The sequence below is a fragment of the Variovorax sp. PBL-E5 genome, from assembly GCF_901827185.1.
In the GTDB taxonomy this organism is placed as follows: Bacteria; Pseudomonadota; Gammaproteobacteria; order Burkholderiales; family Burkholderiaceae_C; genus Variovorax.
Window position 1 is genome coordinate 510462 of sequence record NZ_LR594672.1, and the last position, 26174, is coordinate 536635.

The 26174-nt window shown below is 62.9% G+C and carries 28 protein-coding genes; 10 read left to right on the forward strand and 18 right to left on the reverse strand.

Annotation, left to right across the window (positions count from 1 at the left end):
• Positions 1-26: 26 nt before the first annotated feature.
• The 12 genes from WDLP6_RS30260 to WDLP6_RS30315 all read right to left on the reverse strand — a co-directional run bounded on the left by WDLP6_RS30260 (position 27) and on the right by WDLP6_RS30315 (position 13207).
• Positions 27-3713 (reverse strand): SbcC/MukB-like Walker B domain-containing protein, encoded by a 3687-nt coding sequence (locus WDLP6_RS30260; RefSeq protein WP_162570936.1) that lies wholly within the window; start codon positions 3711-3713, stop codon positions 27-29.
• On the reverse strand, positions 3710-4384 hold the full coding sequence (locus WDLP6_RS30265) for a DUF4194 domain-containing protein (RefSeq protein ID WP_162570937.1): 675 nt from the start codon (positions 4382-4384) through the stop codon (positions 3710-3712). Before WDLP6_RS30265 ends, WDLP6_RS30260 begins: the two co-directional genes overlap by 4 nt.
• Positions 4381-5667 carry a Wadjet anti-phage system protein JetA family protein gene (locus WDLP6_RS30270; RefSeq protein WP_232076897.1) on the reverse strand — a complete coding sequence of 429 codons (1287 nt, stop codon included), beginning with the start codon at positions 5665-5667 and terminating at the stop codon, positions 4381-4383. The genes WDLP6_RS30265 and WDLP6_RS30270 overlap by 4 nt, the downstream gene beginning before the upstream one ends.
• A 415-nt stretch (positions 5668-6082) precedes the next feature.
• On the reverse strand, positions 6083-6463 hold the full coding sequence (locus WDLP6_RS30275; RefSeq protein ID WP_162570939.1) for a hypothetical protein: 381 nt from the start codon (positions 6461-6463) through the stop codon (positions 6083-6085).
• A gap of 521 nt (positions 6464-6984) precedes the next feature.
• The gene (locus tag WDLP6_RS30280) at positions 6985-7239 is read right to left on the reverse strand and encodes a hypothetical protein (protein WP_162570940.1); all 255 of its coding nucleotides are present in this window, start codon (positions 7237-7239) and stop codon (positions 6985-6987) included.
• Between the two features lie 127 nt (positions 7240-7366).
• Complete coding sequence (locus tag WDLP6_RS30285) at positions 7367-7705, reverse strand: hypothetical protein (RefSeq protein WP_162570941.1); 339 nt, start codon at positions 7703-7705, stop codon at positions 7367-7369.
• Positions 7706-7782: 77 nt separating this feature from the next.
• Positions 7783-8175, reverse strand: coding sequence for an ASCH domain-containing protein (locus WDLP6_RS30290; protein WP_162570942.1), 393 nt, complete (start codon positions 8173-8175; stop codon positions 7783-7785).
• Positions 8172-8798: a hypothetical protein gene (locus tag WDLP6_RS30295; RefSeq protein WP_162570943.1), complete on the reverse strand. Its 627-nt coding sequence runs from the start codon at positions 8796-8798 to the stop codon at positions 8172-8174. Before WDLP6_RS30295 ends, WDLP6_RS30290 begins: the two co-directional genes overlap by 4 nt.
• Positions 8799-8839: 41 nt before the next feature.
• On the reverse strand, positions 8840-10399 hold the full coding sequence (locus WDLP6_RS30300; RefSeq protein WP_162570944.1) for a substrate-binding and vWA domain-containing protein: 1560 nt from the start codon (positions 10397-10399) through the stop codon (positions 8840-8842).
• 126 nt (positions 10400-10525) lie between these two features.
• The gene (locus WDLP6_RS30305; protein WP_162570945.1) at positions 10526-10666 is read right to left on the reverse strand and encodes a hypothetical protein; all 141 of its coding nucleotides are present in this window, start codon (positions 10664-10666) and stop codon (positions 10526-10528) included.
• 163 nt (positions 10667-10829) lie between these two features.
• Complete coding sequence (locus WDLP6_RS30310) at positions 10830-12086, reverse strand: toxic anion resistance protein (protein ID WP_162570946.1); 1257 nt, start codon at positions 12084-12086, stop codon at positions 10830-10832.
• Positions 12083-13207, reverse strand: a complete 1125-nt coding sequence (locus tag WDLP6_RS30315) for a hypothetical protein (protein WP_162570947.1) — start codon at positions 13205-13207, stop codon at positions 12083-12085. The genes WDLP6_RS30310 and WDLP6_RS30315 overlap by 4 nt, the downstream gene beginning before the upstream one ends.
• Before the next feature lie 260 nt (positions 13208-13467).
• On the opposite strand from WDLP6_RS30315, the gene WDLP6_RS30320 reads away from it, so the two are divergent.
• From WDLP6_RS30320 to WDLP6_RS30330, 3 genes are all read left to right on the forward strand, one after another.
• Positions 13468-13671: a hypothetical protein gene (locus tag WDLP6_RS30320; protein WP_162570948.1), complete on the forward strand. Its 204-nt coding sequence runs from the start codon at positions 13468-13470 to the stop codon at positions 13669-13671.
• On the forward strand, positions 13668-14111 hold the full coding sequence (locus WDLP6_RS30325) for a hypothetical protein (RefSeq protein ID WP_162570949.1): 444 nt from the start codon (positions 13668-13670) through the stop codon (positions 14109-14111). Before WDLP6_RS30320 ends, WDLP6_RS30325 begins: the two co-directional genes overlap by 4 nt.
• Before the next feature lie 70 nt (positions 14112-14181).
• Positions 14182-14610, forward strand: coding sequence for an A1S_2505 family phage non-structural protein (locus WDLP6_RS30330; RefSeq protein WP_197893621.1), 429 nt, complete (start codon positions 14182-14184; stop codon positions 14608-14610).
• 87 nt (positions 14611-14697) lie between these two features.
• Here the strand turns inward: WDLP6_RS30330 and WDLP6_RS30335 are convergent, their stop codons facing one another.
• A complete protein-coding gene (locus tag WDLP6_RS30335) occupies positions 14698-14973 on the reverse strand; it encodes a hypothetical protein (RefSeq protein ID WP_162570950.1) in 276 nt (91 codons plus the stop codon).
• A 180-nt stretch (positions 14974-15153) separates the two neighbouring features.
• Here WDLP6_RS30335 and WDLP6_RS30340 point away from each other — a divergent pair, with 180 nt between their 5' ends.
• The 7 genes from WDLP6_RS30340 (at position 15154) to WDLP6_RS30370 (ending at position 21458) form a co-directional block, all read left to right on the forward strand.
• The gene (locus WDLP6_RS30340; RefSeq protein WP_269475014.1) at positions 15154-15759 is read left to right on the forward strand and encodes an OB-fold-containig protein; all 606 of its coding nucleotides are present in this window, start codon (positions 15154-15156) and stop codon (positions 15757-15759) included.
• Positions 15760-15806: 47 nt separating this feature from the next.
• Positions 15807-17549: a flotillin family protein gene (locus tag WDLP6_RS30345; RefSeq protein WP_162570952.1), complete on the forward strand. Its 1743-nt coding sequence runs from the start codon at positions 15807-15809 to the stop codon at positions 17547-17549.
• Positions 17550-17713: 164 nt separating this feature from the next.
• Positions 17714-17983, forward strand: coding sequence for a hypothetical protein (locus tag WDLP6_RS30350; protein ID WP_162570953.1), 270 nt, complete (start codon positions 17714-17716; stop codon positions 17981-17983).
• Positions 17984-18059: 76 nt separating this feature from the next.
• A complete protein-coding gene (locus WDLP6_RS30355; protein ID WP_162570954.1) occupies positions 18060-18857 on the forward strand; it encodes a hypothetical protein in 798 nt (265 codons plus the stop codon).
• Between the two features lie 305 nt (positions 18858-19162).
• Positions 19163-19561, forward strand: a complete 399-nt coding sequence (locus tag WDLP6_RS30360; RefSeq protein WP_162570955.1) for a hypothetical protein — start codon at positions 19163-19165, stop codon at positions 19559-19561.
• Between the two features lie 121 nt (positions 19562-19682).
• Entirely contained in the window at positions 19683-20852 is a 1170-nt protein-coding gene (locus WDLP6_RS30365) for a hypothetical protein (protein WP_162570956.1), read from the forward strand.
• 75 nt (positions 20853-20927) lie between these two features.
• The gene (locus WDLP6_RS30370) at positions 20928-21458 is read left to right on the forward strand and encodes an HD domain-containing protein (RefSeq protein WP_162570957.1); all 531 of its coding nucleotides are present in this window, start codon (positions 20928-20930) and stop codon (positions 21456-21458) included.
• Positions 21459-21500: 42 nt separating this feature from the next.
• Here the strand turns inward: WDLP6_RS30370 and WDLP6_RS30375 are convergent, their stop codons facing one another.
• From WDLP6_RS30375 to WDLP6_RS30395, 5 genes are all read right to left on the reverse strand, one after another.
• Positions 21501-22055, reverse strand: a complete 555-nt coding sequence (locus WDLP6_RS30375; RefSeq protein WP_332105974.1) for a Csu type fimbrial protein — start codon at positions 22053-22055, stop codon at positions 21501-21503.
• A complete protein-coding gene (locus tag WDLP6_RS30380) occupies positions 21946-24162 on the reverse strand; it encodes a fimbria/pilus outer membrane usher protein (protein ID WP_162570959.1) in 2217 nt (738 codons plus the stop codon). The genes WDLP6_RS30375 and WDLP6_RS30380 overlap by 110 nt, the downstream gene beginning before the upstream one ends.
• Before the next feature lie 21 nt (positions 24163-24183).
• The gene (locus WDLP6_RS30385; RefSeq protein ID WP_162570960.1) at positions 24184-24891 is read right to left on the reverse strand and encodes a fimbrial biogenesis chaperone; all 708 of its coding nucleotides are present in this window, start codon (positions 24889-24891) and stop codon (positions 24184-24186) included.
• 163 nt (positions 24892-25054) lie between these two features.
• A complete protein-coding gene (locus WDLP6_RS30390) occupies positions 25055-25510 on the reverse strand; it encodes a Csu type fimbrial protein (RefSeq protein ID WP_162570961.1) in 456 nt (151 codons plus the stop codon).
• Positions 25511-25722: 212 nt separating this feature from the next.
• Positions 25723-26166 (reverse strand): hypothetical protein, encoded by a 444-nt coding sequence (locus tag WDLP6_RS30395; protein ID WP_162570962.1) that lies wholly within the window; start codon positions 26164-26166, stop codon positions 25723-25725.
• Positions 26167-26174: the final 8 nt, after the last annotated feature.

The following is a 26174-nucleotide window of genomic DNA, read 5'->3' on the forward strand; positions in this document are numbered from 1 at the left end:
CGAGCCGACCCAAAGGGGGCACACGTTCACGCGGCAACCTCCGGCGCCAACGTGTCAGGGGACTTTTCGCTCGCCGTCGAGCCGGTTTGCGGCCGTGGCTCGGCAGCTTCGAAGTCGAGCGCCGCCTGCTCACGGGCCTGTGCACGCTGCGCTTCCCAGAGCGCGCGCATGCGGTCGGTCTTGAGGATGCGCTCGTCGTGGTCGGTCACGAAGTCGAGTTCACCGTTCGCTTCGACCTTCGCCCGAGAAACGCTGTACTCCCGGTTGAATTCATCCCGCAAGGGCCCGGCATTGCGTGTTGGCATGGAGCTCACGACCTGGAGCCGCAGCCCGTCGCTTAAGAATCGCAGAACCGCTCGGGCGCGTTGCTCGTCCATCTTGGAAAATGATTCGTCGTTGACCAGGAGCTTGAGGCTCGGGCCTTTTTCGAACACCTTGAGTCGGTTGGTCACCACCGCCGCACGCACGATGTACGCCGGCGTTTCAAGTTGGCCACCAGAGCCCGTGCCCCAGGTCGAGAGCCCGATGCGGCTCCCGTCGGACGAATGGCTCCAGATTTCGTACTGACGATAGTTCCGATAATCGGCGATGCGCATGAGCTCCCGGCTCGCCCGGTCCTGGTCCTGGTCAAGCAAGAGCGCACGTAGGCGGTCTCTCACCAGAAGATGTTTTTCGGAGAGTTCGGACTTTCCGAACAGGTCCACCGAATCCTCGCCATCCCCGGATTCAGAAAGCTCGGCGACTGCCTTGAAGAAGCTGTAGTACTCCTCATACTCCGGCACCCATCGCGTCCAGTCGATGCTAAATTTTTCACCGCCGAACTTGAGGTTTTCCAGCTCGATGTTGAGCTGGCGCAGCGTCCGGATGCCATCGTCGACCTTGGTCTTGATTTCAACGCAGAACTGCTTGGTGAACACGTCGTGGAACGACCGCTCAGCCCCTTCGATTTCTTCCCGGTTGTTGTAGAGCCCAACGCTCTTCATCGACTGATGCAGCTCGCCGGCCGCGGCGCCGAGCTTCAGCAGGGCCGAATAGTAGGGTTCGAAGCTTGCCGGCTCGAAAAGCATGGGAATCGCTTCGAATCGCTCCTCCTGCCGTGCCGTTGCGTTGTAGTCCGCCAGCAGACCTCGGACATCCCCCAACAGTTGGTCAGGAAGCACCAGTAGACTCGTGGTGAGCAGTTGCTGGACTTCAGCGACGTCGAGACGCCTGTCCTCGAGCATCACGTCCACCCTCTGTGCCATCAACGGGTAGGTGCGCTGCACGTTGAGCTCACAAAGCCTGGCCAGTCTGCTGGTCTGCAACTGGACGTCTCGCAGCCGTGAGTCGTAGCGGCCGCGGACGGTCTTGATGATTTCCTCTGCCGCCTCGACTTCCTGGTCGGCCAAGACCACGGCTCTTTGGGCGGCCTGAATGGAGGTGTCCAGCTCGGCTAGCTCCCCCTTCAACTGCTTTAGTTCGTCCGCAAGCTCGGACGCCTCGGAGAGGTCCAATTGTGAGAGGGAGCGCTGTACGTGCTCGATATCCGCAGCCAACGCCCCCAGCGGAGCGGCGTTAAAGGCGGGCTCCTTGAGGCCGTTGAGGCTGCGACGGACCTCCTTGAGGCCTTCGTTCAACGCCTCCAGCTCCCGGGCCTGTTGAGCGGCTGCATCGAGCTTCTGCCCGTACTCTGCCAACGCGGCCTCCCGCGCGGCCTTACCGAACACCAGGCTCTTGCTCCCAGAGGTGAACATCGTCCGCGAGCCACTCCCTTTTCCGTCCCGGGTCACCCCGCGCGAAGTGAATCGGAGCTCCTCGGTCGACCGGACCTTGACCACGGCGCCGAACTGGTCAATCAAGTACGCCTTGGCAATGGGGTTGTCGGTGTGCAGCTCGTGGATGATGGAGTCTGCCGGCACACGTGCCGCATTGGCGCTCTTGAGGCAATGTGCGCCCTGGATGACCCGGCAGCGGGACCGCACACCCTGCAGCAGCTCGATGGCTTGCGCCTCGAACTCCTGCCGCACTATGAGGTTGAACCGCGCTCCGTCCATGTAGCCTTCGATGGCTGGCTGCCACTCGAGGGAAAGCGGCTCCACCAGGTCACAAAGGACCTGAACTTCGGCGCCCGGCAGCCGTGTCCGAATCAATTCGAGAGCTGGAACCGTCTCTCGAGGGTAGTCGCCGCCGCCTGTCGAAAGGCGCTGTTTGGTCGCATCGAGTTCCCGAATCGTGGCCTCGACGCTGTCCCTGCGCGACTCGAGGCTACGCTCCTCCGCCGCCAGTGCCATGGCCACGCTCTGTTCAGTGCCAACCAAGCGGTGGTACACCTCGCTCAAGCCATCGTTGGAGTTCCGAAACCCCTCCGCGAGCTGTTCGAGGCGGCTCGGATTCAGCGGTCGCTCGCTCGACGCCTCGACCAGGACATCCCGAAGGCCGGTGAGCCGGTCAAGTGACGTCGCCCCCAAGGAGCGGGCCACGGCTTCCACGGCGGTGCGTAACTGTGGGAATTGGTCAGGAATTGGTTTCCCCAGGAGGTGCCGCGCCACGTTGTCCAACCGCGCCGCAGCCGTGACGGAGGCCCCTAGGGCAGAAAGAGTCGCGCTTGCCGACTCGGTCAGCCGCCCCAGGTCAGCTTCAAGCTTCATCTTGTCGCTGTATGCCCGAATGCCGGAGAGCTGTGCGCTGAGCGCAATGCGGCGTTCGTCGAGCTGCTCACGCTCCTTTTTGCGTTCACGCTCGAGGTCCTCGTAGCGCGTCGCGCGTGCGTTGGCTTCTGCCTTGCGCCCCAGTTCCTTCTCGATTCGCTCATTGTCGTTGCGCTGGTGCAGCCGCGCCTGTAGCAGTTCATGCAGTACTAGTTCTTCGTAGGCGGCGGTCGCCTTCGAAGTCACAGCCGTCAGTACATCAAGCTGTTGAACCGCGTCTTCGAGGCGCTTGCCCTCCCGCTTCAGGTTCGTCACCTGCTGCATCAGCTCGCTGATTCGCGAGATGCTCTCTTGGAGGTTCTTCGCGTTGAACTCCAGGATGTCGTCGCGCACAAGGTCGTTGACCGAGCCGATGGGGCGGTATGCGATGGACTGGCACCAGGCCTTTGCGGCATTCTGGGCTTCATCCCACGGGGCGGACCCGCGTCCCCGAAACCGCCCGTAGAGCGCGCACATGTAGTCCCTTTTGTGGGCCTCGAAGGAGTTGACCCTTGGGTAGCGCGCCTTGAGCCGGCGCACGATGTCCTCCACCGCGACGTACTCACCGCGTTCGGCGTCGACCATAAAGTCGTCGAGCGCGAGGGCGGCGTCGTCCACAATGATGAGTTCCAGCCGCTCCAGCTTTGCGTCACGTCGGTCACCGGTCCCGTCGACACGCGCAGAAACGCCCACGATGGCAGTGAAGGTCTTCGCGGAATCTTCGTTCACGTCGGGCCTGAATACCGCGGCGACATAACCGTGCGCGCCATCGACCCGGGAGAAGCTGTTTCGGTCCGCGCCCACGATGAACGACTCTAGCGTGCGCTTGGTCTTCCCCCCGCGGCGTTGCCCCTGGGTCACCTCGTCCTGGCCCGGGTTGTAGCTGTAGACGCCCGGATAAGCTGCCGTCATCACCGTTTGGATGGCGTCCAGCATCGTGGACTTGCCTGACCCGCTCTCGCCGGTCAGAAGGGTCTTCTCTCCGAATTCGTAGCTTCCAGGGTACATCTGCCCCCAGTTGGCCAGGACCATGCAATCGAGCTTCATTCTTCGACCTCCTCTTGGGCCGAGGCTTCGACCTGAATCACACCGTCGGAATCCATTGCTGCAGCCAGCGCGTCATTGCTGACGATGCCCAAAATCGTCGGCCGAATGGCGATGAGCGCGTCCTCGTCCGCAATAGAAAAGTTCGGGGCCACCCGTACCAGGCGGTGGCGGCGCAGCTCTGCGAGCAATGCCATCTTCTCGCCCATGCCCGCCGGCAACGGTCGCTTGAGCTGGGTCTGCAGGGTCGCCGCGACCTCCTCGAAGCCGACCAACACCTCGCCCTGCGGCTGGATGTCGCCGCTATTGAACTTGTTCTGGTAGATGAACCGCAGCGCCAAGGCTGCAGCCACGAAGTCGGCCGATACCCGAGCTCGCAACGACGGCACGGGAGGGTGCGTGTCGGGCGGTACGCCGTCGACCAGCGCGCCGGGCGCGTAGAGTCGAAAGTACTGGTTAGTCGCGTCGTGGTGAAGCATCAGGCCCGCGACCTCGAAATACTCCGTTACCAGCGATTCGATACGTCGGACGTCGTCGTAGAGCAGCTGCTCTGTTCGGTCTTCGTCGCGCAGGAGGACGCCGTAGGAGAGCAGTCGGGCGATGATTTCGCGGAAGCGCTCAGGACGCAGGTTGGCCTCAGCCAGTTGCTCGCGGATAAGGGAAGATAGGTTCATTCTTTGAAGGAGATTTCGTAGTCGTTGCCGCTGTAGAACTCGTTTTCGAGGCGGTAGGGAAGCTTGCGAGCAACAAGGTCCTTGTCCGCCGCGCTTCGCGCAGCCTCGACCGTTTGCATGATGCTGATGACCTCGCGCGCCGTGGACGCGGGTAGGGCGGAAAGTCGGATGGGATGCCGGAACAGCCGCAGGTCCGCACGCAGCCGTGCGGCAAGGTCGACATTCGACACGGAAAACACCTCTGATTCGGCCCGGCGAACCGCCGCATCGCGCCTGGACTCCCAGGTAGGTCGCGGGCGGAGAGTGACCGTCACCGCCTTCCGGCGCTGTGTGGCCGTGCGGAGCTTGAAGCTGGCAGGGTCAAGCAGTCGAACCTCCGCGCCAGCGATTTGCTGGCCGATGCGTTCGAGTAGCTCATCCTGACCGGCTTCTGTTGATTCCGCAATGCGCTGAATGGCTGCGAGGTAAGCGTGGCGGGTCTGGCCCGAGCGCAGCATCATCGACTGCAGAGCCAGGCCGTTTACCCGCTTGAGGTAGGTTTCCATCGCCTTCAGAAAGCCTGGCTGCTTGGAGTCGCACGCCGCGTCCACGATGTCCTCAATCCGCGTGAGCACCCAGTCGTACGCTGAGGCACCCGAATGGTCCTTAACGAGCCAGTGGGCCATGTCGTTCAGGTGCGCGTTCATCCGCTCGAACCGGGCCTCCGGAACATGCCGGAGCTTCTCGATGTTCTGGCGAATGGCCTGCCGGTTGAGTGTGACGTTGTCCGCCGTGAGCTGCTTTGCGAAATCGCGCTGAAACCGACGCAGGAACTCGACGAACTCCTCCCACTGCTGGCTTGCGGTGGCCGTCTGCATCACGTGCCGCAGCAGTTCCTGGAAGTAGTCGATGCCCTCGTTGAGGTCTTCAATGACCTTTTCCGCATATTCATAGGCGTCGACCAGGTCGTAGGCATCCCCGCGAGCGAGTGCGGACTCAAGAGCATTTCGGCAGCTGCGCATGTTGCGCTGTCGGCTACGGCTGGGCCGGTCTAAGGATGCGAAAGCATGCGCAAACAGCTTCCCGGGGCGGGAGAACCGAAACGCGGTGACCAGGCCTTGCCTGTCCGCAAAACTCTCGAGCCAGCCATCTGCCAACAGTGAGCGGACAACAAGGGCTGTCAGCTGCGAGGGGTCTTCGGCCTCAGGCGCATTGAAGTCGTCAGGAGGCGCGTCGTCGGAAACTTGGCTCTGGTGCTCCCGCACGACAGGCAGTAGCAACTCCCGCAGGGAATCACGGGTCATGTTGTGGGCGTAGTCCGCCTGCGGGCCGTGAAGGCGTTCATACAGTGTCCGGAGGCAAGCCACGACCAACTCCCGTCGGGAGCTGTTGACGGGCCTGAAGAACCGCTGCCTCTCCGCCTCAAAAAACATTGCTTGACCTCAATTCAGAATTCTGTCGGAAATTTAGGAACCGCCCTGCGCGGCCTAAAACGTAGGGGTGACTCTAAAGCATGTGCACTTGTGCGCCAAGCCGGGGTCGGGCTACCTCAGCAACTGGTCCCTCTCGTAGCAAATCCGCTGGAGCTCGTAGTCTGCGACCTTGCGCTCGCCTGAGCACGCACCAGAACTTGGCCGAACCCATGCCGACGGTTGATTGTGCGAACGTGGCTGAAAGGGTTGCTTGCATAGGGTCGGAGCCGGGCGCGGCCGCGCGCCGCTAGGTCAGATTGTTGTGTGCCGCGGCCTCTGCTTCGCCATCTTCACGGCCCTGAGCCTCGAGGTCGGCAACTCGGGCACGTCGCCATTCGTCAGACGACATCTGCCACAGCATGTGGCCCTGCATGTCGCCGCCGTCTGGGTCGGTCCCGCGTTCGTCGTCGGCCGTATCCTCGAAACCCAGGACAAAGCCGCGCAGCCAGGCTTTTGGCGGCACGAAGGGATTGGCGACAGGTGCGAGGGCGGAGGCGCCCGCCTTGAGGTCGGGGTCCTCGACATCGGCTGCGAAGCGTTGAATCGCCAGCAAGAGCCGGGCCCGGGTGGCGTCGCCGGTAGCGCGTTCGAATCCGAGGTTACGGAGGGCTGCGTCGAGGTCTGCCATGCTGGTCTGCCGTGGGTGCGCCGGCGGGCTGCGCGACGCTTCATGGATTATCGCCGCGCTCTCACGGCAGTCACGTCTCGCAATGGAGGCCGAAGCTCCCATCGATTCGGCCAACGTCGGACCTAGCGTTTCTCTGCTCACGCAGCAGCTCCGCATCTCCCTTGCTGGGGAGGAGGAGTCTCAAAAGCCCGACTCATCGGGGACCTCGTTGGACCGGATAACGGTCCGAATTGGTCGTGGGCGGTCGGGCAGTATCCGACTGGTGCGGGGCCTGTGTTTCCCCGCGACTATGGGCGGTCCTGAAAGCCTAAGCTTCGCCGATTCCATGTCTGCCAGCGCACGTCGTCTGCTCGGGCTGCTATCCCGAGCGGCACCCACGAGGCTGCACCCTTTAGGAAAGGCGCAATCTGCTGGAAGCAGTGACTGGCATTATAGCACAAGCGGTTTAGCTCTTGGCCTAAAACGTATTGAATGCAACTGCCGCACAGAAAAACTCCAGCACGAAGCTGGAGTTGGAATGGTCAGCGACCGCGAAGGCGTTCCGGGCCGTAGAAATGCACCGTGCCATCACGCGGAACCCGCTGTCGAGGCGGTTGCAGGTAGTGAACGTCAGGACGGCGCTCAACGAACACGACTGGAACGGGCTCACGGTAGCCATAGGGAGTGAACACCTGGGGTTCCGCCGGCTCGAAGGCTGGCTCGTAGACCACGGGAGTAATGGTGCACGCGCTCAGAACGAACGGCGCTGCGAGCAGCAGCAACTTTGCGAGTTTCATGAGATTTCCTTGTGTCGATAGTCCTCTTTCGTATAGGGAACGCGCAGGAAGCCCTCTGCTCCTGGCCGTTCCAAATGAAAAGCCCCGCAGCCGAAGGGCGTGCGGGGCTCGAAGAGCGGCAGTCCGCCTACGCTGAGAACGCGGGAGCGAATGCTGCGAGGCGGGCCTTGAGCGACTCAAGGGCGCTCAGGTACGCCTCGACATCCTCTTGGTACGACGCATCGAGGTCGTAGTAGTCGAACGACAGGCCAAGCTTCGCCCGCAGGTCCGCGATGCGAAGACTTCCGTTGGAGCTGAAGACGAGAGAGAAGGCATCCTCCCACGCGCTCTCGGTGCCAGCATTCCGGGCGACAGCGCCGACGGAAAGCAGCCAGTCGATGACTTTCAGCAGTTCGTTGTAACGTGCGCGAGGAACGGCCGGAGCTGGCTCGTCCATCGCAGGGGCGGCCGGGTTGGCCGGATTCATGGTATCTGTCATGTCGATAGGAGGCGACGCCTCGTTGTTGTCCTGGGCTGTGTAGCCAACGAGGCCACGCCGGCGCCTCAGGCCGCCAATGGCACAGACTCGACGTTGAAAAAGTTGAGATTTCCCTTGAGCGCAACGAACGGGAGAGGGACGGCCTCATCGAGGACGAAGCCGAACTCGTTGAAATACCACTTCGAGCTGTACGCCCCGTTCGCTCTGCTACCCGGCTCCACGCAGTCGACCACCGATGCCTGGCCCACGATGCCCCCGAGCTCGAACTCCCCGGGCGCCGGCATCGCTATCTCAGGGAACGTCTCGCGAACCCAGTCGTAGCCTACGCGGTCGAACTTCTTGCCGGCATGTACGAGGAAGGCGCCGCGGTGCTTGGTGCGCCAGGTGCGGTTCTCGACCGGCTTGTGCCCATGCACGATGAGCCAAGCCCAGGGCTGCTGGATGCTCAGGGCCTTCATTTCGCAGATTCCAGGACGCTCACGGGCTGGGCGAGTCGTTGGTTGAGAAAACGGCTTTGCGCCAGGAGGGTGTCCACCTCGGCGGACAGGATGCCCGCCTGCAGCGTCTCGACGTGCGCCTGCAAGGTGCGCAACTGGCCGAGCAGCAGGTCCTCCGCCGTTTGGCCGTCTGCAACACGGGCGGTGCGGGCGTAGAGCGGCGGCAGGCGAAGATAAGCCTCGACCGCCTGTGGCAAGAAGATTTTGACGGTCTGCTTAAGCTCTGCACGGTTGGTCGCCTGCACCAGGCCCGCGCCCTCCATCTCCTTCAGGCGAGGCATGAGGTCGTGTGCACGCTCGATGAGGTCGCTAAGGATGTCTCTCGCGGACGCGGGAAGTTTCGGCATGGCGTTGTCCCGTAGCCACTGGAGGCTGGCTTCGGTCGACAGGTCGATGGGCTTGCTTTCAACCTTTGTCTCTGGACCGATAGGAAGCAGCCAGACGGCGGCGTATGCCGCAGCCGCAATAAGCCACCACCAGGCGTCAATGATGCCGAGCAGGTACAGAACCGTCACTGCGCACGAGGCGCCGACTGCGTAAAGGTTGCGGTCGCAAAGGAGGAACTTGAGCAGTTTGGCGGGCATGGCGCGAAAGGTGTCGAGGATGGAAGCAGGCCCAGCGAGGTCTACTGGTATGCCCGGATGGTCTTCAGGACGCGAGCGAGGCTTGTCGAACGAGCATCGAACACCTTGCCGCCGGTGGCGGCCGAGAGTCCTTGGAGCTCGTCAAAGTTCGCGTCACCGTATGCCACGGCGAAGACGGGGATGCGCGGCTCGCCGGCGTCCTTCACAAAGGCCTTGAATGTGTCAGCGTTGATGCCCGTAGCGTTCTCGCCGTCGGTCAACAGCACGATGCTCACGCTGCGTTCGCCGCTTCGGGCGCGCGCCTGGGCTGCCTGGTAGGTCACCCGGGCTGCGTTGTAGATGGCGGTGCCGCCGTTGGCAACCAGTGATTCGACGTACTGGCCGGCGGAGCGCAATGCGACCTTGTTCGCAACGGGGTCGTCCGTCAGAGCAACGTAGCGGCTTTCGTAGACCTCGTGGTTGAACGGAGAGATGGTCAGCTCCTCCCGTGCGCGGAAGGTCGAGAAGCGGGACCCGGAGCCGACGTCTGCATTCGTCAGCGCCGTCATGCCCTGCTTGAGGGCAGCCAGGCGGGCGCCACTCATCGAACCGGAGATGTCCAGGACGAAGAACGAGGAAGCCGGCCGCGAATAGACGTCGCCGAATCCTTGCAGGATGGCATCCACCACGGCAAGGGAGCCGGGAAAGGGGAGCTCGTTGACGACCTCGTCCGACGCAACGCCGGCCAACGGACGGCGGAACGTAGTCGACGCGATGCGCTGCTGGGTGTCATCATTGCGCAGGTGTTCAACCAACTGGCCGTAGAACTCGGCCGACTTGCTGCCTGACATCAGCATCAGAGGGTAGTCCGCCGTGATGACCCCTTCCTTGGGGATGAGCACGTCGAGCTTGGCGGCCCCCTTGGCGTTGATGCCAAGGATGACCGACTCGTAGTTGATTAGGCCGTCAGCCTTGGAGGGGTCCGCGACGAATTTGTCTGCCAGGTCCCCAGATGAGCCCGAGGTGATGCTCTGCCTGGAGAAGAAGTTCTTGAGCGCGTCGACCGGGATGTCCTTGGCCTCCAGCGCATCTCCCTTGCCCGAGAGCTCGGCGGCCAGGCCTACGAGCGCCACGAAACCCGTGTTCGAGGCTGCCGGATTGGCCATGCCGAAACGGAACTTGCCGTCCTTGGAGGCCTTGACGACATCCGACCAGCTCGTCTTGCCAGAAACCCAGCCGAGTTCCTTGGCCTTCTCGCTGCGAACGCCGAGCACGACGCGCGAATAGAACGTCTTTTCCGATGCCTTGACCTGCCCTTTCAGGCCAGGAATCAGCTGCAGGTACTTGCCATTTGAGAGCCAGAGTGCGTCGTACGTGTGAGCCTCAGAGACGCGGTCAATTGCGTCGAGCGACCCCGTGTACTCGAACGTGACCTGCACTCCATGCTGAGCGCCATAGGCCGTCACAAGAGGAGCGACATCCTTGAGCTCGGAGCCGGCCAGGATTTTGAAAGCAGCACCGGGCGCCGAAGGGGCGCCGACCGCTGAATCGACCTTCCCGCACGCTGCGAGGGTGATAGCAACGGCAACGGCCGACGCCAGCGAGAGAATGCGTTTGAACATGGTGCGCTTGGGGCAGTTCGATGTTGAAAATTGGGCAGGGCCCTACTTGGCGGTGCAAAACGTCCGGACGGCGGGTGCTTGGAGCTTGATGTCGAAGGTGGTCACCAGGACGGACATGGCCAGTTGTCAGTTCGTGGTGGTACTGGCGGCCGGTGCAGAGACCACGTCGCCAGACCAGGACGAGAACGGATTGCCGACGGCGTCAACGGCGAACGGGTTGGGCGACGCCGCAAAGATGAAGATGGCGACTGCGATGGATGCGAGCATTCTTTGTGTTTTCCTTGGGATTCGACAGAAGCGCTTTACAGCGGCATTGCGGCAGCAAGCACGGCCACGGGGAAGGCGGCGCCGGTGGTGAAGGACGTGACGGCGACGACAGCGATGATTGCGAGCAGCATGTGGATTTCCTTGAGTGAAGTGGCTTTTGGGTTCAGAGTGCGATGCCGCCGGCGGCAACCGGGGCGGGAAGATTGCCGGCCGTGGCCGACTGGTCGTTGCGAATGCGCTGCATGTGCTCGTCTAGCATTCCGCGCACCACAGCGTTATTGCTCTCCATGGTCAGGAGGGACTGGCTACGGAAGTTGTCCATGATTTCCATCGCCTCGTACGTCTTGTCGAACATCGCCTGCAGCTTCTGCACGGCGAAAAGCGGGTCGCTGGCGAATTCGGTCGTGGCCTTGGCGTGGTCGCTCAGAGCGGTACCGGTGGCCTCGACCAAGCCTTCGACGCTTGCATTGGCGCCCTTGAGCATGGCCATCGTTTTCATCTGGACGCCCAACGAGCGGGCCATCGTCACACCGAGGGACATTGCTGCCATGCCGAGGGTGGACACGCGGTCGCAGCCGTTCATGGCTTCGCGGCCGGTGCGGCGAATCTGGCCCAGCGCATGGTGTGCGTTCACAGTCAAGGCTTGAGTAGCCAGCAGGTCACCCTGGTTCTGGCGAATGTAATAGAGCACTTCCTGCTCCAGCGCACGAGCACGGTCCGGTTCCGCTGTGCGAATGCTTTCGATGCTCGTGCTCAGGCGCTGGTCCAGGCCGTGGATGAAGTAGACAGCCGCCTCGAGCTTCTCGAGCGCCGCCCAGAGCTTCGTCTGCGAGGTCCCCAGGTCGCTCACACCTCGGCCGACCTCGTCCTTTGCGGCGACGACGTTCTCCTGGATTGCCGACATATGTGAGTCGGCGGACTCATAGCGGCGCAGGTAGCGCGTCAGGCGGTCACCCCATGGGAGCTCCAGCCCGAATACCTTCGAGGGCACTGGGACGCCCAACACCTTGGTAGGGGCGAAGAGATTGCCCTGCTTGGAGGGGTTGAACTGGTCGAAGAGCTCGCGCATCTCCTGAATCGCCAGGTATGCCGGCGACTCCGCATCTTTCGCGAAATTGGCGCTGGTGAAGGAGTTCGTGAGCGTCGTCGCGTCAGCGATTTCCTTGCGGCCAACCTGGAAAGCCTGCTGCAGCTTCGCTTGGAACTCGTCCGAGGCGACGTCGGCGTTTTGCAGCGAGGCCACGAACGCCTCCAGCTGGGCATCCACCGCCTGTCGGGTCGCCTCCGGCAGCTTCACGCGCCCTTTGGCGTCAGCCGGCACCATGGGGGTCAATGCCTCCGGGGGTGTGAGTACCAGGGGAGCCACGGTAACGGCGGTTGCAACGGCTACTTCGGTTTGCTGAGAGAGAGGTTGGGTCATTGCAGGGCTTTGCCTTCGAGCTTGTTGACGAGCACTTGATTCATCGCGTCCAGGACCGGTGTCGAGGGCGCATCTGCGAGATTGAGAAGTTCAGGAGCATCCAGCTCGATTTCCTTGGCCGCAGCCTCGAAAATTGCCGGGTCGGTGGTTCGGAACCCGTATTGCGCGGCGATGACCTGCGCTTCACGGTTGTTGGAAAGGATTTCGCCGAGTTTCTTGCCATTCGCGCTGCGGCCGACCAAGATGTGCTTCAGGACCAGGCCGGGCTGCGGATAGAGCAGGGTGTGCGCATCGTTGAGCTTGCCCTGACGCTTCGCCTCGACGAATTGACTTTCGTAAACGAGCACCAGCGGGGCCTTTCCCATGCCCTGACCGATGTAGTCCTCGAAGGGGCCGGAGAGAGTGCTCTCTTGGAAGCCCTGCCGACTGATGAGCGGCGAAAGCTCGTCCGCAAGGGCCCCGGCTTTGGCGAGGTCAGTCGGGACCTCGTTGCCATTGCGGATGTAGGCGAGCGTAGCGATGAACAGGGCACCCGTGTTGGACTTGCGGACATCGGGCGTGTTCACTAAAAACCCGCGGTTCACGCTGAAGACGTCGTTGCCCGACAGTTGGTTCCAGCGTTTGGCTGACACCATGAGGGGCAGCGCCTTCTCCAGGTTCAGGTCGCCGTGCTTGCCAACAACCTTCACGAGCCCGTTTGCCGACAGAACCGGCACCAGCTTCTTCCAGCTTGCGACGGCCAGCGGAGTCGAGAAGACGGGGTAGGCGCTCGAGCCGGGCAGGACGGCGCTGAAATCGCTGGCCGTATTGGCGCCAGCGGGCCACACGGCATCGAACGTGCCAGCTCGAGCCACATCGGCGCTCGTGCTGCCCGACTTCTCCAGCTCGAGCTTGAGCCCCTCAGCAGCCAGGATTGCGGTCAGCTGCTCGTCCTTGAGAAAGGCAAACTTCGCGCTCCCGGTGAGCACCTTGACGGTCGCGACCTTGGCGGCGGATGCTGGGGCCGGGTCGCCCGCAGCAGCGCCGTCTGCAGCCGGCACGCTGGACATGGATTTCCAAATGCCTCCGCCGATGGCAAGCACGAGCGCGCCAAGGAGAACGTACCGAATTTGCTTGTTCATGAAGTCTAGGGTCCCCGAGTGGGTTTGTGTTTTACGCATCGTACCATGAAAGGCGCCTAAACCGCAATATGGAGGTATTTTAGGTACAGGCAGTGTCAGTTGGCCGCGCCGCGGCGGGGCCGCAAACGTTCGCGCACTGCCGCAGGAGTCCTCCACACTAGCGTTCATGCGTTATAGACGCAGTGCTTTACTTGTCATTTTAGGTACGTTACGCTATAATGCGTGCACTCCAACGAACAAGACATCAAGGTCCTCCCCACATGCTCCGCTCTGGTGACTCAATCCGCCTGACTTCCAATGAACGTGAAGTTTTTGCCTCCATCACCGGCGGCGAGGGCCTTCCGGCTCCCACGACCGTGGCCGAGCACAACAAGGCGCTCCAGGATGCATCGGAGTACCACGCCCAGCGCGATACCGCGGAGGACAAGTTGCTGGCAGCGCTGGCCCTGGACCTGTTGGCATGAGCGGCAAGCCTGTTGGGGCGAAGTGGAGTGGCAGCAAGCTCACCGTCATTACCGAGCGAACTTCCGCGTGGCGCCCCATGGCGAAGGCCCCGAAGGACGGAACCGTCATCCTCGTGTGCGAGACCCCCAATGGGGAGGCGTGGAACGTCATGCCCGCGGCGTTCATGAATCTGTACGGCGGCGGCCGGCTCGCATGGTGGGGCGTTTCGCCCACGTCGCGGTTGCCGACCCATCTGATGACGCCAGAACGGATGGAATCTGCCGACGAGCATTCGCCCTTGGCCGTCGACTGGCGCCCCATCGCGCTCACCCCGATTTGCTGGCAGCCAATGCCTGAGCTGGAAGACGTCTCGACGCTCCGCCGGCGCTTCAGCGCTATCGCTGCTCACAAGTACAAGGACCTGGTGCGGGCGGCGGGAGCGGTGCCGAGCGCGACCTAGTTGCCTTCGAGGACCCAGACCCCGCCCAGCCGAGGCGCTTTCGATTTAGCCCCATGAACTCCAGGTCGCAGTGACAACCATCTACGTCTTTGGCAGCAACAGGGCGGGTCGACACGGAAAGGGCGATGCTCTGACGGCTCGCCTGCGCCATGGCGCCATCTACGGCCAAGGGGAGGGCCTCCAGGGCCGCAGCTACGGCATACCGACCAAGGATGGGTTCCTAAGGCCCCTTTCCTTGCCAGACGTCGCACAAGGCGTTGCGCGCTTCCTCGCTTTCGCACATGCTCACCCGGAGTTGACTTTCGACGTGCAGGGCGTTGGCTGCGGCCTGGCCGGGTTCCTGACTGCTCAGATAGCACCACTGTTCAGTGACGCGCCGCCCAACTGCTACCTTGAGCCGCGGTTTGTGGCGCACCTGCGGGACCTTGGCGTCGAAAAGAAGGCAGGCCCGCCACCCTCCGCCCAGGTTGACGCTGGCCAGGCCACGTTGGACTTCTGAGGCGCGGTAGGCCGTCGAACTCCCCGAGACGAAAAAAGGCTCTCCACAGGGGAGAGCCTTCGGAATTAAAAATTCCAGAACTGCGAATTACGTCGTCAGCAGTGCCGTCACGATGATGAGGCGAGCCTTGGCGTTGAGCGACCGGGAGTCCAGCATCCGATGGATGTGCTCACGCTGGCCAGCAGAGAGCAGCTCGTCGACGATGTAGTCGAAGTCTGCGAGACCGTTCGCCAAGTCGGGTGACTGGGCGAGACGGTTCGCAAGAAGACCGGGATTCTTCTTGGCGACTTCGAGCACGGTGCCTTTGGCTGACTTATGTGCCGCTTGTTCCAGCGCAAGCGCGGTTTTGACATTGGCCTTCACGAAAATTCCTGTAGTTAACCTGAACCGTATAGACACAAGGCTTTAGGTACTTCCAGGGGCGTAAGGATAGGCAGACCGCTTAAACCGTACCCGTATGAAACGCTTCCCTACACAGGGCACAGGACAACCTGTTGCGCGCTTCGGCAGCGCACCCGTCAGTAATCATTTTTTTGAGGCACTATGGATTTCTTTCTGCTACCTCAAGTCGCACCGTTCACAGCTGCCCTTGCGGCAGTGGCAGTCATAGGGATGTTCGAGCTCCTCAGCTTGGTGGTCCTGGGCGTCGCCGCCATCACCCATGTTCTCGACAACCTGCTGGACCTGGATACGCCGGACTTCGCCGGTCTGGACTGGGTCCTCATCAAGGGTGTCCCCCTGATGGTGACCCTCATCACGGCTCTGGGCGGCTTCGGCTGCGCCGGTTTGGCCGTTCAGACGATGCTAGGAACCCCCGGCGAGCCAGTGGCTCTGCTGCCGGCAGCAAGCATCGGCATCGTCGGGGCCCTCGCCAGTGTTCGCGGTATCGGCGCATTCTTCAAACGCTATCAAATCGCCCACCACAGCACCGCTGTGTCCCTGGAATCACTGGTCGGCCGCGAGGCCGTGCTGCAAAGCCAGCTCGCACGCATCGGCTTCCTCGGCGAAGCACTCGTTCGGGACGAGCACGGCAACGTGCACTACGTCTTCGTTCAACCTGAGGAAGGCACCCCCGACCTCGTGCACGGCGCCCGCCTCGAGCTCCTGGCCTTCGATGGCTCGAACTTCCGCGCACGCGCCGTGAAGTAGCCCCTTCTCAAGAACCCGTTTCCCAATCCAACCAAAGGAACCTATCCATGAGCTTTCTCTCATCCCTCGCCGGCATCGGCATCCCCCTCCTCGCCGTCCTCATCGTCATCGTCGTCATCGGCTTTGTACTGTCGAAGCTCTACGTCAAGGTGGACGCCGAACGCACGTTCGTGCGCACTGGCATGGGTGGCCGCAAGGTCGTCCTCAGCGGTGGCGCCCTGGTGCTGCCCATCTTCCACTCCATCACGTGGGTGAACCTGAAGACGCTGCGCCTCGAGGTCACCAAGAAGGACGACCACTCGCTCGTGACCGGAGACCGTCTCCGCGTGGACGTGGGGGTTGACTTTTTCGTGCGCGTTGGCAACAACGCTGAAAGCATCGGCCTGGCTGCGCAAACGCTCGGCGATTTGACGACCAAGCCGGAACTGCTTGCAAGGCAGGTCGAAGCCAAGTTCGTGGACGCTCTGCGTGCCGTGGCCGCAAAGATGGCTCTCAACGAGTTGCATCAGCAGCGCCACGAGTTCTCGCAGGCCGTGCAGAACGCCGTCGCCCCCGACCTGGCAAAGAACGGCCTGGAAATGGAGTCGGTGTCGCTGACCTCGCTGAATCAGACGGACAAGCGCTACTTCAACGTGGACAACGTCCTCGATGCGGAGGGCCTGGCCAAACTGACGGCTGTGACCGAAGCGAACAAGAAGACCATCAACGACGTGGAACAGACGAACCAGGTGGCCATCGAACAGCGAAACCTCGAAGCCGCCCGTCAACGTGCCGAAATCAAGCGCGACACGGCTGAAGTGACCCTGCAGAACGACCTCCAAGTCGCCACGATGACGGCCAACCGCGAAGCGGAAATCGCCGCCACCCAGGCAGACGGTCGTCGTCGTTCGCAGCAGGCGAGCATCGACGCAGAGCGTGAAATCGAACTGGCACGCGTCGCCTCGGCGCAGACGGTGAAGACGGCGGAAACCGCCTCGGAAACTGCCGTTCGCCTCGCCCAGCAAGAGCAGGCCATCACGGTGTCGAACAAGACGACGCAGGAAGCGCAGGCCGAGTCGGAAGCGAACAAGGCGCGTGCGCTGGCTGTCGCTGCCGAGGAACAGGTCCGCACGGCCCAGGCAACGGAAATCGCGAATCGTACGAAGGCCGTGGCCGTCATCGCCGCGCAGCAGCGCGCCGAGGAAGACTCCATCGGCATCGTGGTCGCAGCAGAAGCCGAGCAGACGGCGGCCAACCACCGCGCCATGGCACTGCGCACCGAAGCAGAAGGCCATCGTGACGCCCAAGTGGCACGCGCTGCCGGTATCCTGGCAGAAGGCGAAGCAACGGCCGAAGCGCTGGAAAAGCACAACGCTGCCCAGAACACGCTGTCGCCGGATGTCATCGCTCAGCAGGTCAAGCTGGCGCTCATCGCAGCGCTGCCGGAAATCATCGCCAAGTCGGTTGCTCCCCTGGAGAAAATCGATTCCATCCGCATCGCCAACATCGGCGGTCTGGGCGGCAATTCGAGCAACGACGGAAATGGTGGCAACGGCAACACGGCCGGCAACGGCGGCGGCTTGGTCGACCAGGTGGTGCGCGGCGCGCTGACGTACCAGTCGCAGAAGCCGGTCGTGGACTCGCTGCTGGCACAAGTGGGCTTCGGCACCGGCGCCACCCTCGACAACCTGCTGGCCAGCGGCCTGGCAGTCGGTCAACTGGCAGTTCCGGAGGTGGCCGTTTCCACCGCACCGGATGTCGCCGTCCCTTCGGCAACGCCCGCCGCGAACGATGGGCTGCAAGCAGCCTAATCGCTGAACTTTGTCCCGGTTAGCCCCGGGGCCGCGTTTCAGCTGATTCCTAGCCGCGCACTTTCGAGTGCGCGGCTTTTCTTCGCCTGACCGCCGGCAACCCGCGCGGCAGTAAAGTTGGGCCTGTACCCCCACGCAGACCTCAACCTCGAAAAGGTCACATCATGGAAGACAACGCGGAACTTCGGCACCTTCTCGCAAGGGCCAGGGATGCAGCGCGCGGCGGCCATGCAGCCTGGACCGTTCAGTCCACAGGCGAGAAGGTGGCCGTGGCATTGGTCCTTAATCGAGCCGACTGGCTGGCCGAGTTCGACTACACGCTAGCGGAAGCCATCAAGCGAACCGGGCCGGAATGGCTGCAGCTGATTCCAACTGTCGAGCGCCTCCTGGAAGACGAGGGCGTCTTGCCGGTGTCCCCTCAGTCGCCCAGCTGAGGCGCTCGGCCTCCCGCCTGCCGTTCTAAATGCCTCCGTTGTTCGTTCAGGTCTTCGGTCCGTCACTACACATCTCGTGTGGCCTGACGGCCGTAAATTTCAACGAAAGGACATCATGGGTAGAAGAGAGTGGGAAAAGGGTGAGGTCGTCATCCCGTCGGCCGCCTGGGCTGGCTTCAAGAAAGACCTGCGCGAGGCGTACAACAAGGCCATCGCCGCGGACTTCGAACTCGCCAAGCGAGTGCACGAGCGTGTGAAAGCCGCCCAGAAGGGCAAGCGCAATGTGGACTGGGAAAAGGCGGTCTGGGCTGAAATCCACGCCACCGACGAAAAGCGCTCTGCGGGCTATGGCTACTTCGGGGGCGGGGGCACCTACCAGGCCGAACGCTATGAGTTCAAGGTCGTCTCGGAATGGAACGTCAAGACCGCGCTCCTCGTGAATGATGAAGCTACCGGCAAGGTGAAGCTCGCCACGCCAAAGGCGAAGAGCTTTGCGCCGGTGAAGTCGGACGCACGCCAGTTCTATGCTGGCAACGAGGCATCCATCACGCTGGTGGACGAAAGCCGCACCGCGAAGTGGAACGTGTACGAAAACAAGAACGCGTGCGAGGAAGCGCGCCAGTCGTACATGGGCCGGGCCTTCCTCGGGCTGCTGGCGAAGGTCAAATGGACGCGCGGCTCTGGCGGCTCCTTCCATGGCAACGACGAATACCACGAGGACGCCGGCCGGGAACATGCGGGGGGCGGCGGCAGCTACATCAAGGACACCTTTGGTCCCCTCGGAGATGACGACTACGAGCGGACCAACGGCATCCGCCGCGCCAAGGCGCCTGCCTTTGCGGGCAGCCGGACGGTCGGGAAGTTCTATCGTTAATTCTTCAGCAGCGCCCTCCAGGCGCTGCTTTTTCGTCAACGCGACCGCCATGACTACTTTCGGGTGCGAACGCCCGCCGGCGTGTTTTGAAAAGCCGCCGAAGTGCCGAATTCTTCGCTTCTGCGGGGGGCCTTGTTCAGGGGAAAATCCTCCTACAGTCCTTAGGGGTTGTTCAAGGGGTTATCAAGGTTCGGCTCGCCTCGCGGCGGGCCTCTTTTTCCCCCACGATGGTCACTGCGCCTGCGGGGTAGTGCCACGTGCATTTCTTTCCTTAGCCAGGCCATGGCCTGGCCGCTTCTTCGCTGATGTCTCCCATTGCCACCATCACCGCTGCTGACGACGGCGGCGCGCACCTCCAACGTTCCATTTCCGACCTGCTCAAGATTGTTCGCGACCAGCTCAAGCTCGAGGTCCTCTTTGTCGCCGAGTCCGTGGGCGGCAACCGCGTGCTCCGCCAGGTCTGCGCCGTCGTTCACGGCGTTGGTGTGCACATTAGAGTTCCTGTCCAACTCCCAGACGGGCGGCTGTACGGCACGCTTTGCGGCTTCAACGTCGCCCCGTCGGCCCATCTCGACGAGAGGCACGTGAGACGACTGGAAATGGCGGCGGCAGCCGCCGCGCGGCTCCTGGCCCGGGCCGAGGGAAGCGACCTGTACGCGCTCGACGAACACGACGTCGTGACGATGCCCGGCGTACTCCTCTAAGGGATTGAGGCGCGCTTCAGGGCTCTCCGGATAATGTTTTCCGTAAGTCCGGGCTAAACGGGCTTTCTACACGATGGACACAGGAAACCCCTGTTCATTTCATCCATCAGCAGGAAGCCCCATGCCCAATCCCCAGAACGACAGCCTCCACCTTTTCGCTCACCAGGTGAGCGCTCAACTCTTCGCGCGCTGCCGCGTGAACGTGTCAATCGCCGATGTTCTGGACATGGTGGAGAGCGCCGTCTACGCCAGCGAGGGCAGCGGCCGCCCCGCGCAGCCCCAGCAAGCCCCGAACCCCGCGCAAGCTCCGGCCCACCTGGCGACAACCAGCGCTGCGGAGACGCTGGTGCGCAACGCCCTGCAAGGCGGCCAGACCTACATCCTTGAGCAGTCCGAGGGCACCGCCCGTCTCGCGCTGCTGGACCCAACCATCCGTAGCGGAATACGCCAGCTCAACATCTCTGCCCCCGGTGACGTCGCAAAGGCGCTGCGTGACCTGCTTGGCGTCGAGCTGGAGCAGGACAACCAGGTTTCGCGCGTGGTGGCCCTCTCCGACGGCACCGAGGTCTTCCTCACCGTTCGTCGCTTCGACGCGTCCCAGCAGGACCGTGACGCTGACGGCTACGAAATCTCGGCGCTGCCGGCAAAGAAGCCCGCACTGTCCATCTACGACCTCGGCATTACCCAGGTCGACCGGTGGATGGACGCCGCCGAGCAGTCGGACGGGCTGTGCCTGGTTCACGGTACCGGCATCCGCACGACCCTGCGCGCCACCGCAGACGAACTCGCCGAGCAAGGACGAGAGGTCATCTGGGTCGACAAGGCCGACGACGGTGCAGCGCTCGCCCGCATGGACGCCGACGTCTACGTGTTCTCTCGTCCGTTGCGGGATGCCAAGCATCTGCAGATGGTGGTCGAGCTCGCCGAGCAAGGCTACATCGTGCTCGCGTCGCTTCGCGCAGGCAGCGCCAAAGAAATCGTCAACCAGTTCTACCGCGCCGGCGTGCCGGCGGAGCGCCTTGGCGACATTCTCAATGCGACGCTGCTACAGGTGCTGGTTGACCAAGCCGCGGAAGACGACGGCTCGCCGTTTTCCCGCGAGGACCTCGCCCCCACGGTGCTGTCGGAGTTCATCGGCTACGACGATGCCCGTGACCTCGAGGCTCTGATGAGCGGAGACCTGCATGTGCGCTTTATCGCCATCGACGCAGCCGAGAAGCTGCGCGCGGACGAAATCACCGAGGAAGCCGCGCGCTCTGTTGCCGGCGACCTCCTCGACGTCTACCTTTGAGCCCAGAAAGAGGGCCGACAGCCCTCTTTGACCCTCGTGGCCTATACCTCACAAGTAAACTCTGAGGTATAGGCCATGACTACTTCTGCTTTCAACCATCTACGCTTCGATGCCCCTGTTCCCGAGGAGGCAGTCGTCGCGGCCAGGGCCTTCGCCATCAAGGCACACGGCGACCAGGTGTACGGCGACAAGTCTTACGTGGAAGGCCACCTGGACCGCGTTGAGGCCCTGGTGCGCTTCTACAAGCTGCCCAACTTCTTTCGCGTCGGCGCATACCTGCACGACACACTGGAAGACACCGCGGTGACCCAGGAAGAGCTTGCGCAGTCGTTCGGCGTGGACATTGGCGACATGGTCGACTGCGTCTCTGGCTTTGGGGAAACCCGACGCGAGCGCAACGAAGACATCGTCGGGAAGCTGCAGCACAATCCGCAATACGTGCCGCTGAAGCTGCTGGACCGCTTGGCCAACGTCGAGGCGTGCGTCGAGGAAGGCAAACTCGAGTTCCTCCCGATGTATCGCAAGGAAATGCCGATGTATTACGGCCTGTTCAGCGCCGCGTATCCCGAGGCCTACGCGCGACTGTGCCGGGCACTCAACTGGTGATTCTGCCCAAAAGCCCCGCTCCCGCGGGGCTTTTTCTTGTGCTCAGGGTTCGATGTAGACGGTCACGCCGTCATGGTATTGGCCGCCCGACACGTCCTGGCCAGGCGCAATGCTGGCGAAGACGGGAATGTCGCGCCCCAGGAGCAGCAGCGAAAGGACGACCGGCACCGACTGGCGCGACGCGACCGTGCCCCACACGCGCGAGTAGCTGCTGTCGGAGTAGATGTTGTAGCTCAGCGTGTCGGCCTTGCTGGTGTGCTTCATCTTGCGAGTCGCGATGCTCCCGGATGTCTCTGATGGTCCGAAGCTGACGTTCACCAGTGCTCCCGCCAGGCACCGGACGTTGAGCGACGATGAGGTTTTCAGGGGCTGCGCGCTTGTCGCCTCGTAGCTGCCAAACTGCAGTGGGCGGGTGCTGACTGAGCAGCCCATCTCCAGCCCAAGCAGAGCGTGCGCCGGCCAAGAGACCAGGCAAAGCAGTGCCAGGCTAAGGGCTCGTACAAGGGACATCCCCAATCTCCAGAAAAGCTGTTTTTCGTTCCGGGATGCGCACGGATACTTGGCAGGGCCGGCCGTCCACCACAAGACCGCCTTCATAAAGGCCCGGCGGTCCTTCATCTGTGTAAAAGGTGCCGTCCTTGCTCGTGACCAGCCGGAGCGTGTCCGAAGGGCTGGCAAGCGAAACCCGATGGCTGCCCAAGGCCACGCCGTCGGCGGACACCAGCCTTCCGGAGAGGGCTTGAGCAAGGTGCACCTTGAAATCCAGCAGGACGCCAGCCTTGTCCGGCAAAGAGACGTTCCTCTGCAGGGACTCGACTGCATAGTCCAGGGGAATGTTCTGTTCGTCCAGGGTGAGGCCATGCTGGGCCCAACTCGTAAGGTATGGCACCAGGAGACGACCATCATCTCCGGTGCGACCCATGTACTGGTTGTCCATCATGACCTTGACACCAGGCAACTTCGCGTCGACCACCGCGAACGCACCGTCGATGGGCCGCGTTATGCGCAATCCGTCCCCCCGAGTCCAGGCCACCGTGCTCGCCACCGAAACCCCCGCTTGCCCGGTTCGTTCCGAGGCATCGGCAGAGAAGGAAGTGCTGAACCGCTCGTGGAGGTACTGGCCACTGGCACGCACGTCCTGTTGGTCACCGACCCGCTGGGTGGCAAGGCGGTACCCGAGACCGCGCTGTCGCGAGCCGACGCTTGAGTAGTCGGCGCCAGAGACCACCTGCCCGCGGGAGGCCGAGACGTAGGCACCGGACGATTGGTTCAGACCCAGGTCGTAGCTCAGGGAGACGGCCACGCCTGGTGACACGTCCGGTCCGTGCCCGGTGGTCCCTCGCAGCGTGACATTCAGGGCGCCCCACCGCTTTGAAACGCTGAAAGACAGGCTTTGGCTCCCCTTGCCGTCCATCCGTTCGACCTTGGCCCCGGTGAGCGCGAACACCACGCCAGCGGCAGCCGTGGCCTGGTAGGTGGCGCTGTAGCGCGCGGCGCCCCGCACCCCTGGGTCGGTGACAGCTTCGCCGTAGAAGCCCCGCGAGTAGCGCTCGGCTTGGAATTGCACACTGCCGTGCTTGGATTGACGGACGAAGGCGGCGACCAAGCCCTGGCCGTGCGCGACACCGCTCGCCTGTGTCAGCTGCGCGGATAAGCTGCCGAACTGGCCGAGGACCGCCGTGACCTGGCCGCCGGTGTAATGCGCTCCGCCTGCTGTCCCCTGGGCGAACCCGCCAAGCGTCAGCGCTGGACTGAGCCCGCGGGCATACCGCAGGTTGTAGCCCCACGAAGGCCCCGCACCGACGCCACCCGAGGTTTCGCCGGCCGACACCGCATAATCAGAAACGCCCTCCGCGAGCCCCTCGCTTGGCAGGTAGCGCTGGTCCGTGAAGCGGGACAGCACGTTTCCTGCGCGGTCACGCAGCACGACCTCCGTCGCATGGAGCCCTGCGCCGACGTTGAGGTCGGACATCGACAAAGGTCCGGGTTTGACCGCGACGCTGCGCACCCGGATTCCGTCCACGTAGACATCGGCCATCGCGGGCACGGCCGCCTCGGCCGTAAAGGCAAGGCCTGGCACCCGCTGGAAGTACGGCTTCATCTCGAAGGCGCGCCCGAACCAAACGCCGCGCATGGCTCGTCCGGCATAGCCGTCATTGGGTACATCGCCGATGCTCAAGCGCTGCATCTGGCTTGGGAAGTCCCGACTGAACCGCAGCAGGCTGGAGCGCCAAGTGTTGTCCTCGGAGTACAGGTTGGCCTGCATCAGCCATGCTTGATGGCGAAACGAGTTCTCCGAATAGAACAAGGGGCTTCCCGGCTTGACCGTGTCCGTCGCGACGCGAAAGTTGCCGATGAAGCTCGTCTCAGCCGGGGTGAGCCCGTACGGGCTGACGCTCGCAAGCGAAATCTCCTGGGTGCCTAGACGCGCCGTGTCAGCAGTGAGCCGAACTTCCAGGGCGCTTTCGTCGATGACCGCCTCGACGCCCTCGAGCCCGGTCAGAGGAAGCACGACTTGGCCATCTACGGTGCTTTCGGGGCCGACGGTCTTGATGCCAAGCTTGGCGAGCTCCGAGCGCGCGACGAAGTATTCCCCCTTGTCGAAGACAAAGTTGAAGTTGCCGCGCGGCGAGTCGTTCAGCACGACATCGAGCAGTGCGACCTCGGCGCGCACCCCCGCATGGAGCAGCACGAGTGCCGCCACCGTCAGCCCCCTGCGCACACATCAGTCCGCGCAGAGCGGACCCTGTAGAGCCGTCGGCAGGTTGCCTTCCTCGGTCTCTGCCACCAGCGCCAGGCTTGCGGCACTGCAGGCTGGGCCGGCTGTCTTGAATTCGACCTTGCGGGCGGCACCCGGCAGCAGATACCAAGGATTCAGTTCGCCGAAGGACACCTGGTCCGCTGCCAGGCTCGTCAGGCGGACGTGCGCGTTGCCATTGTTGACAACCCAACCCTGGCCTTGCCCGTCCTTGAATGATTCCGGCTTGAAGCTCAGGGCCAGAGTTTCGGTCGCGGGCCTGTGCCACACTGCGACGCCAAACTTGACCGCCACCGAAAGTCGCGAAGCCCCGACGCGGCCAGCGGCAGAGGGAATTTCCTCCAGGAACAGGCGATACGCTGTCTCCGCGGTGCCTGCGGGCCGCTTGATGCGCGCCCGAACGACACGCTTCGCGCCTGGAGCGACCTCCACCTCCATCGGGAAGAACGCCACGTCGTCGGTGGGCTCGTAGCTGTCCACACCTTCGGCGCTTTGCTTCCATCGCACAGCGCTCACCTTCAGGCGCAGCGGTTCGGCGTCGTCGTTCGTCACCGACACCGAGCCGGCTGGGGCCTTGTCGGTCAGGTCCATGCGTAGCGGCGCAACGGTGAACTGGCCGGCGAATGCACTGGAGGCAGCAATGGCCAACAGGAGGGGAGCAAGTAGTTTCTTCATGGAAAAGCGGTCCTTTGGAAGAGGCCCCAAAAAGCGGCCTTACTTGGATAGGGAGCCGGCTTTATGCGCGCGACGACTGAAAGTGGCCCCGTGCCGCGAAATGACTAAGGGAGGCCGAGGCCTCCTTTTGGGTGGGAATGCAGCAGCGTGCCGCGCGGGGTGTTTACGGGGTGACGGTCAGCTGGACTGTGTCCTGGTACTCGCCGACGGTCGCGTCGATGTAGTCCGAGCCGCGCAGCAGGGCGTTCATCGAGAACGTCAGCGGCGTGCTGCGGCCGGTGCCGATGCCCGAGGCGTTCACGGGGCTCAGCTCGTACTTGATGTAGTCGCCGGTGGCGCTCTTCATGCGACGAGCCGTGGTGGCGGAGTCGAAGTTCGCGCCGTTGCCGACGTTCAGCGTGTAGTTGGCACCCTTCGTGCACCAGAAGCTCACGTCCGTCTTGGCGTTAACGTCGCCGCCGGCGCCCGGGTCTAGCGTGCCGAAGTTGACGTCAGGGGCCGCCAGGAACTTGCAGGTGCCCTGCACGTTCGCCAGGACTTGAACGTTGGCGTTGTCGGCCGCGAAGGCGGACGAACCGAGGAGGGTGGCGGCCAGGACGGCGAGGACTTGTTTGCGCATTGCAGTGGTGTGAAGTAGTTTAGGATGAGTTCCCGGGCGGCGGGCTCACTGAGCGGGGCCACGTCGCCGACGGTATAAAAGGTGTAGGCTAAAACTTTTATACATTTATATCGTTATGTGCTTTTGGATTGCATGGCGTGACCGAAGTCACAAGCCACCTATGCCCACCGCACACCAAGCAGAAAGCCACCTCCAGGGAGGTGGCTTAAGAATTACGTTGCGAGCGAGAACATCACAGCGCCGCGCTGCGCGAGCAGGCGCTCGAACTTGCGACTTCCCCTGCAGGCAAGGATGTGCCATACGACGCCGGCGGCGATGCACAAGCCGGCAGAGCCGAACGCGTCCGGAAGGTCGGACAGGAAACCGACTGCAATGCCGCCGGCAGCGACGAGACACCACGACCAACCGGCCACCTGGGCGGTCGCTGTCCGTACGATGGAAGTTTTGAGTGCACTACGGCCTAGCGCCGGGAAGGTGTAGCCGTGGAACATGCCGATGACGCCGGCGACTGCGACCATTTGGCTCTCGAGCGTCATGACGTCATATGGCGTCGCTTCGACGGGGGTGCCGAGCCAGTGGTAGACGGCAAGTACAACCATTGCGGCGGCAGCATGTGCCGCAAAGGAGACGATTGCAAGGAAGAGACGAACGAGCATGATGAGTT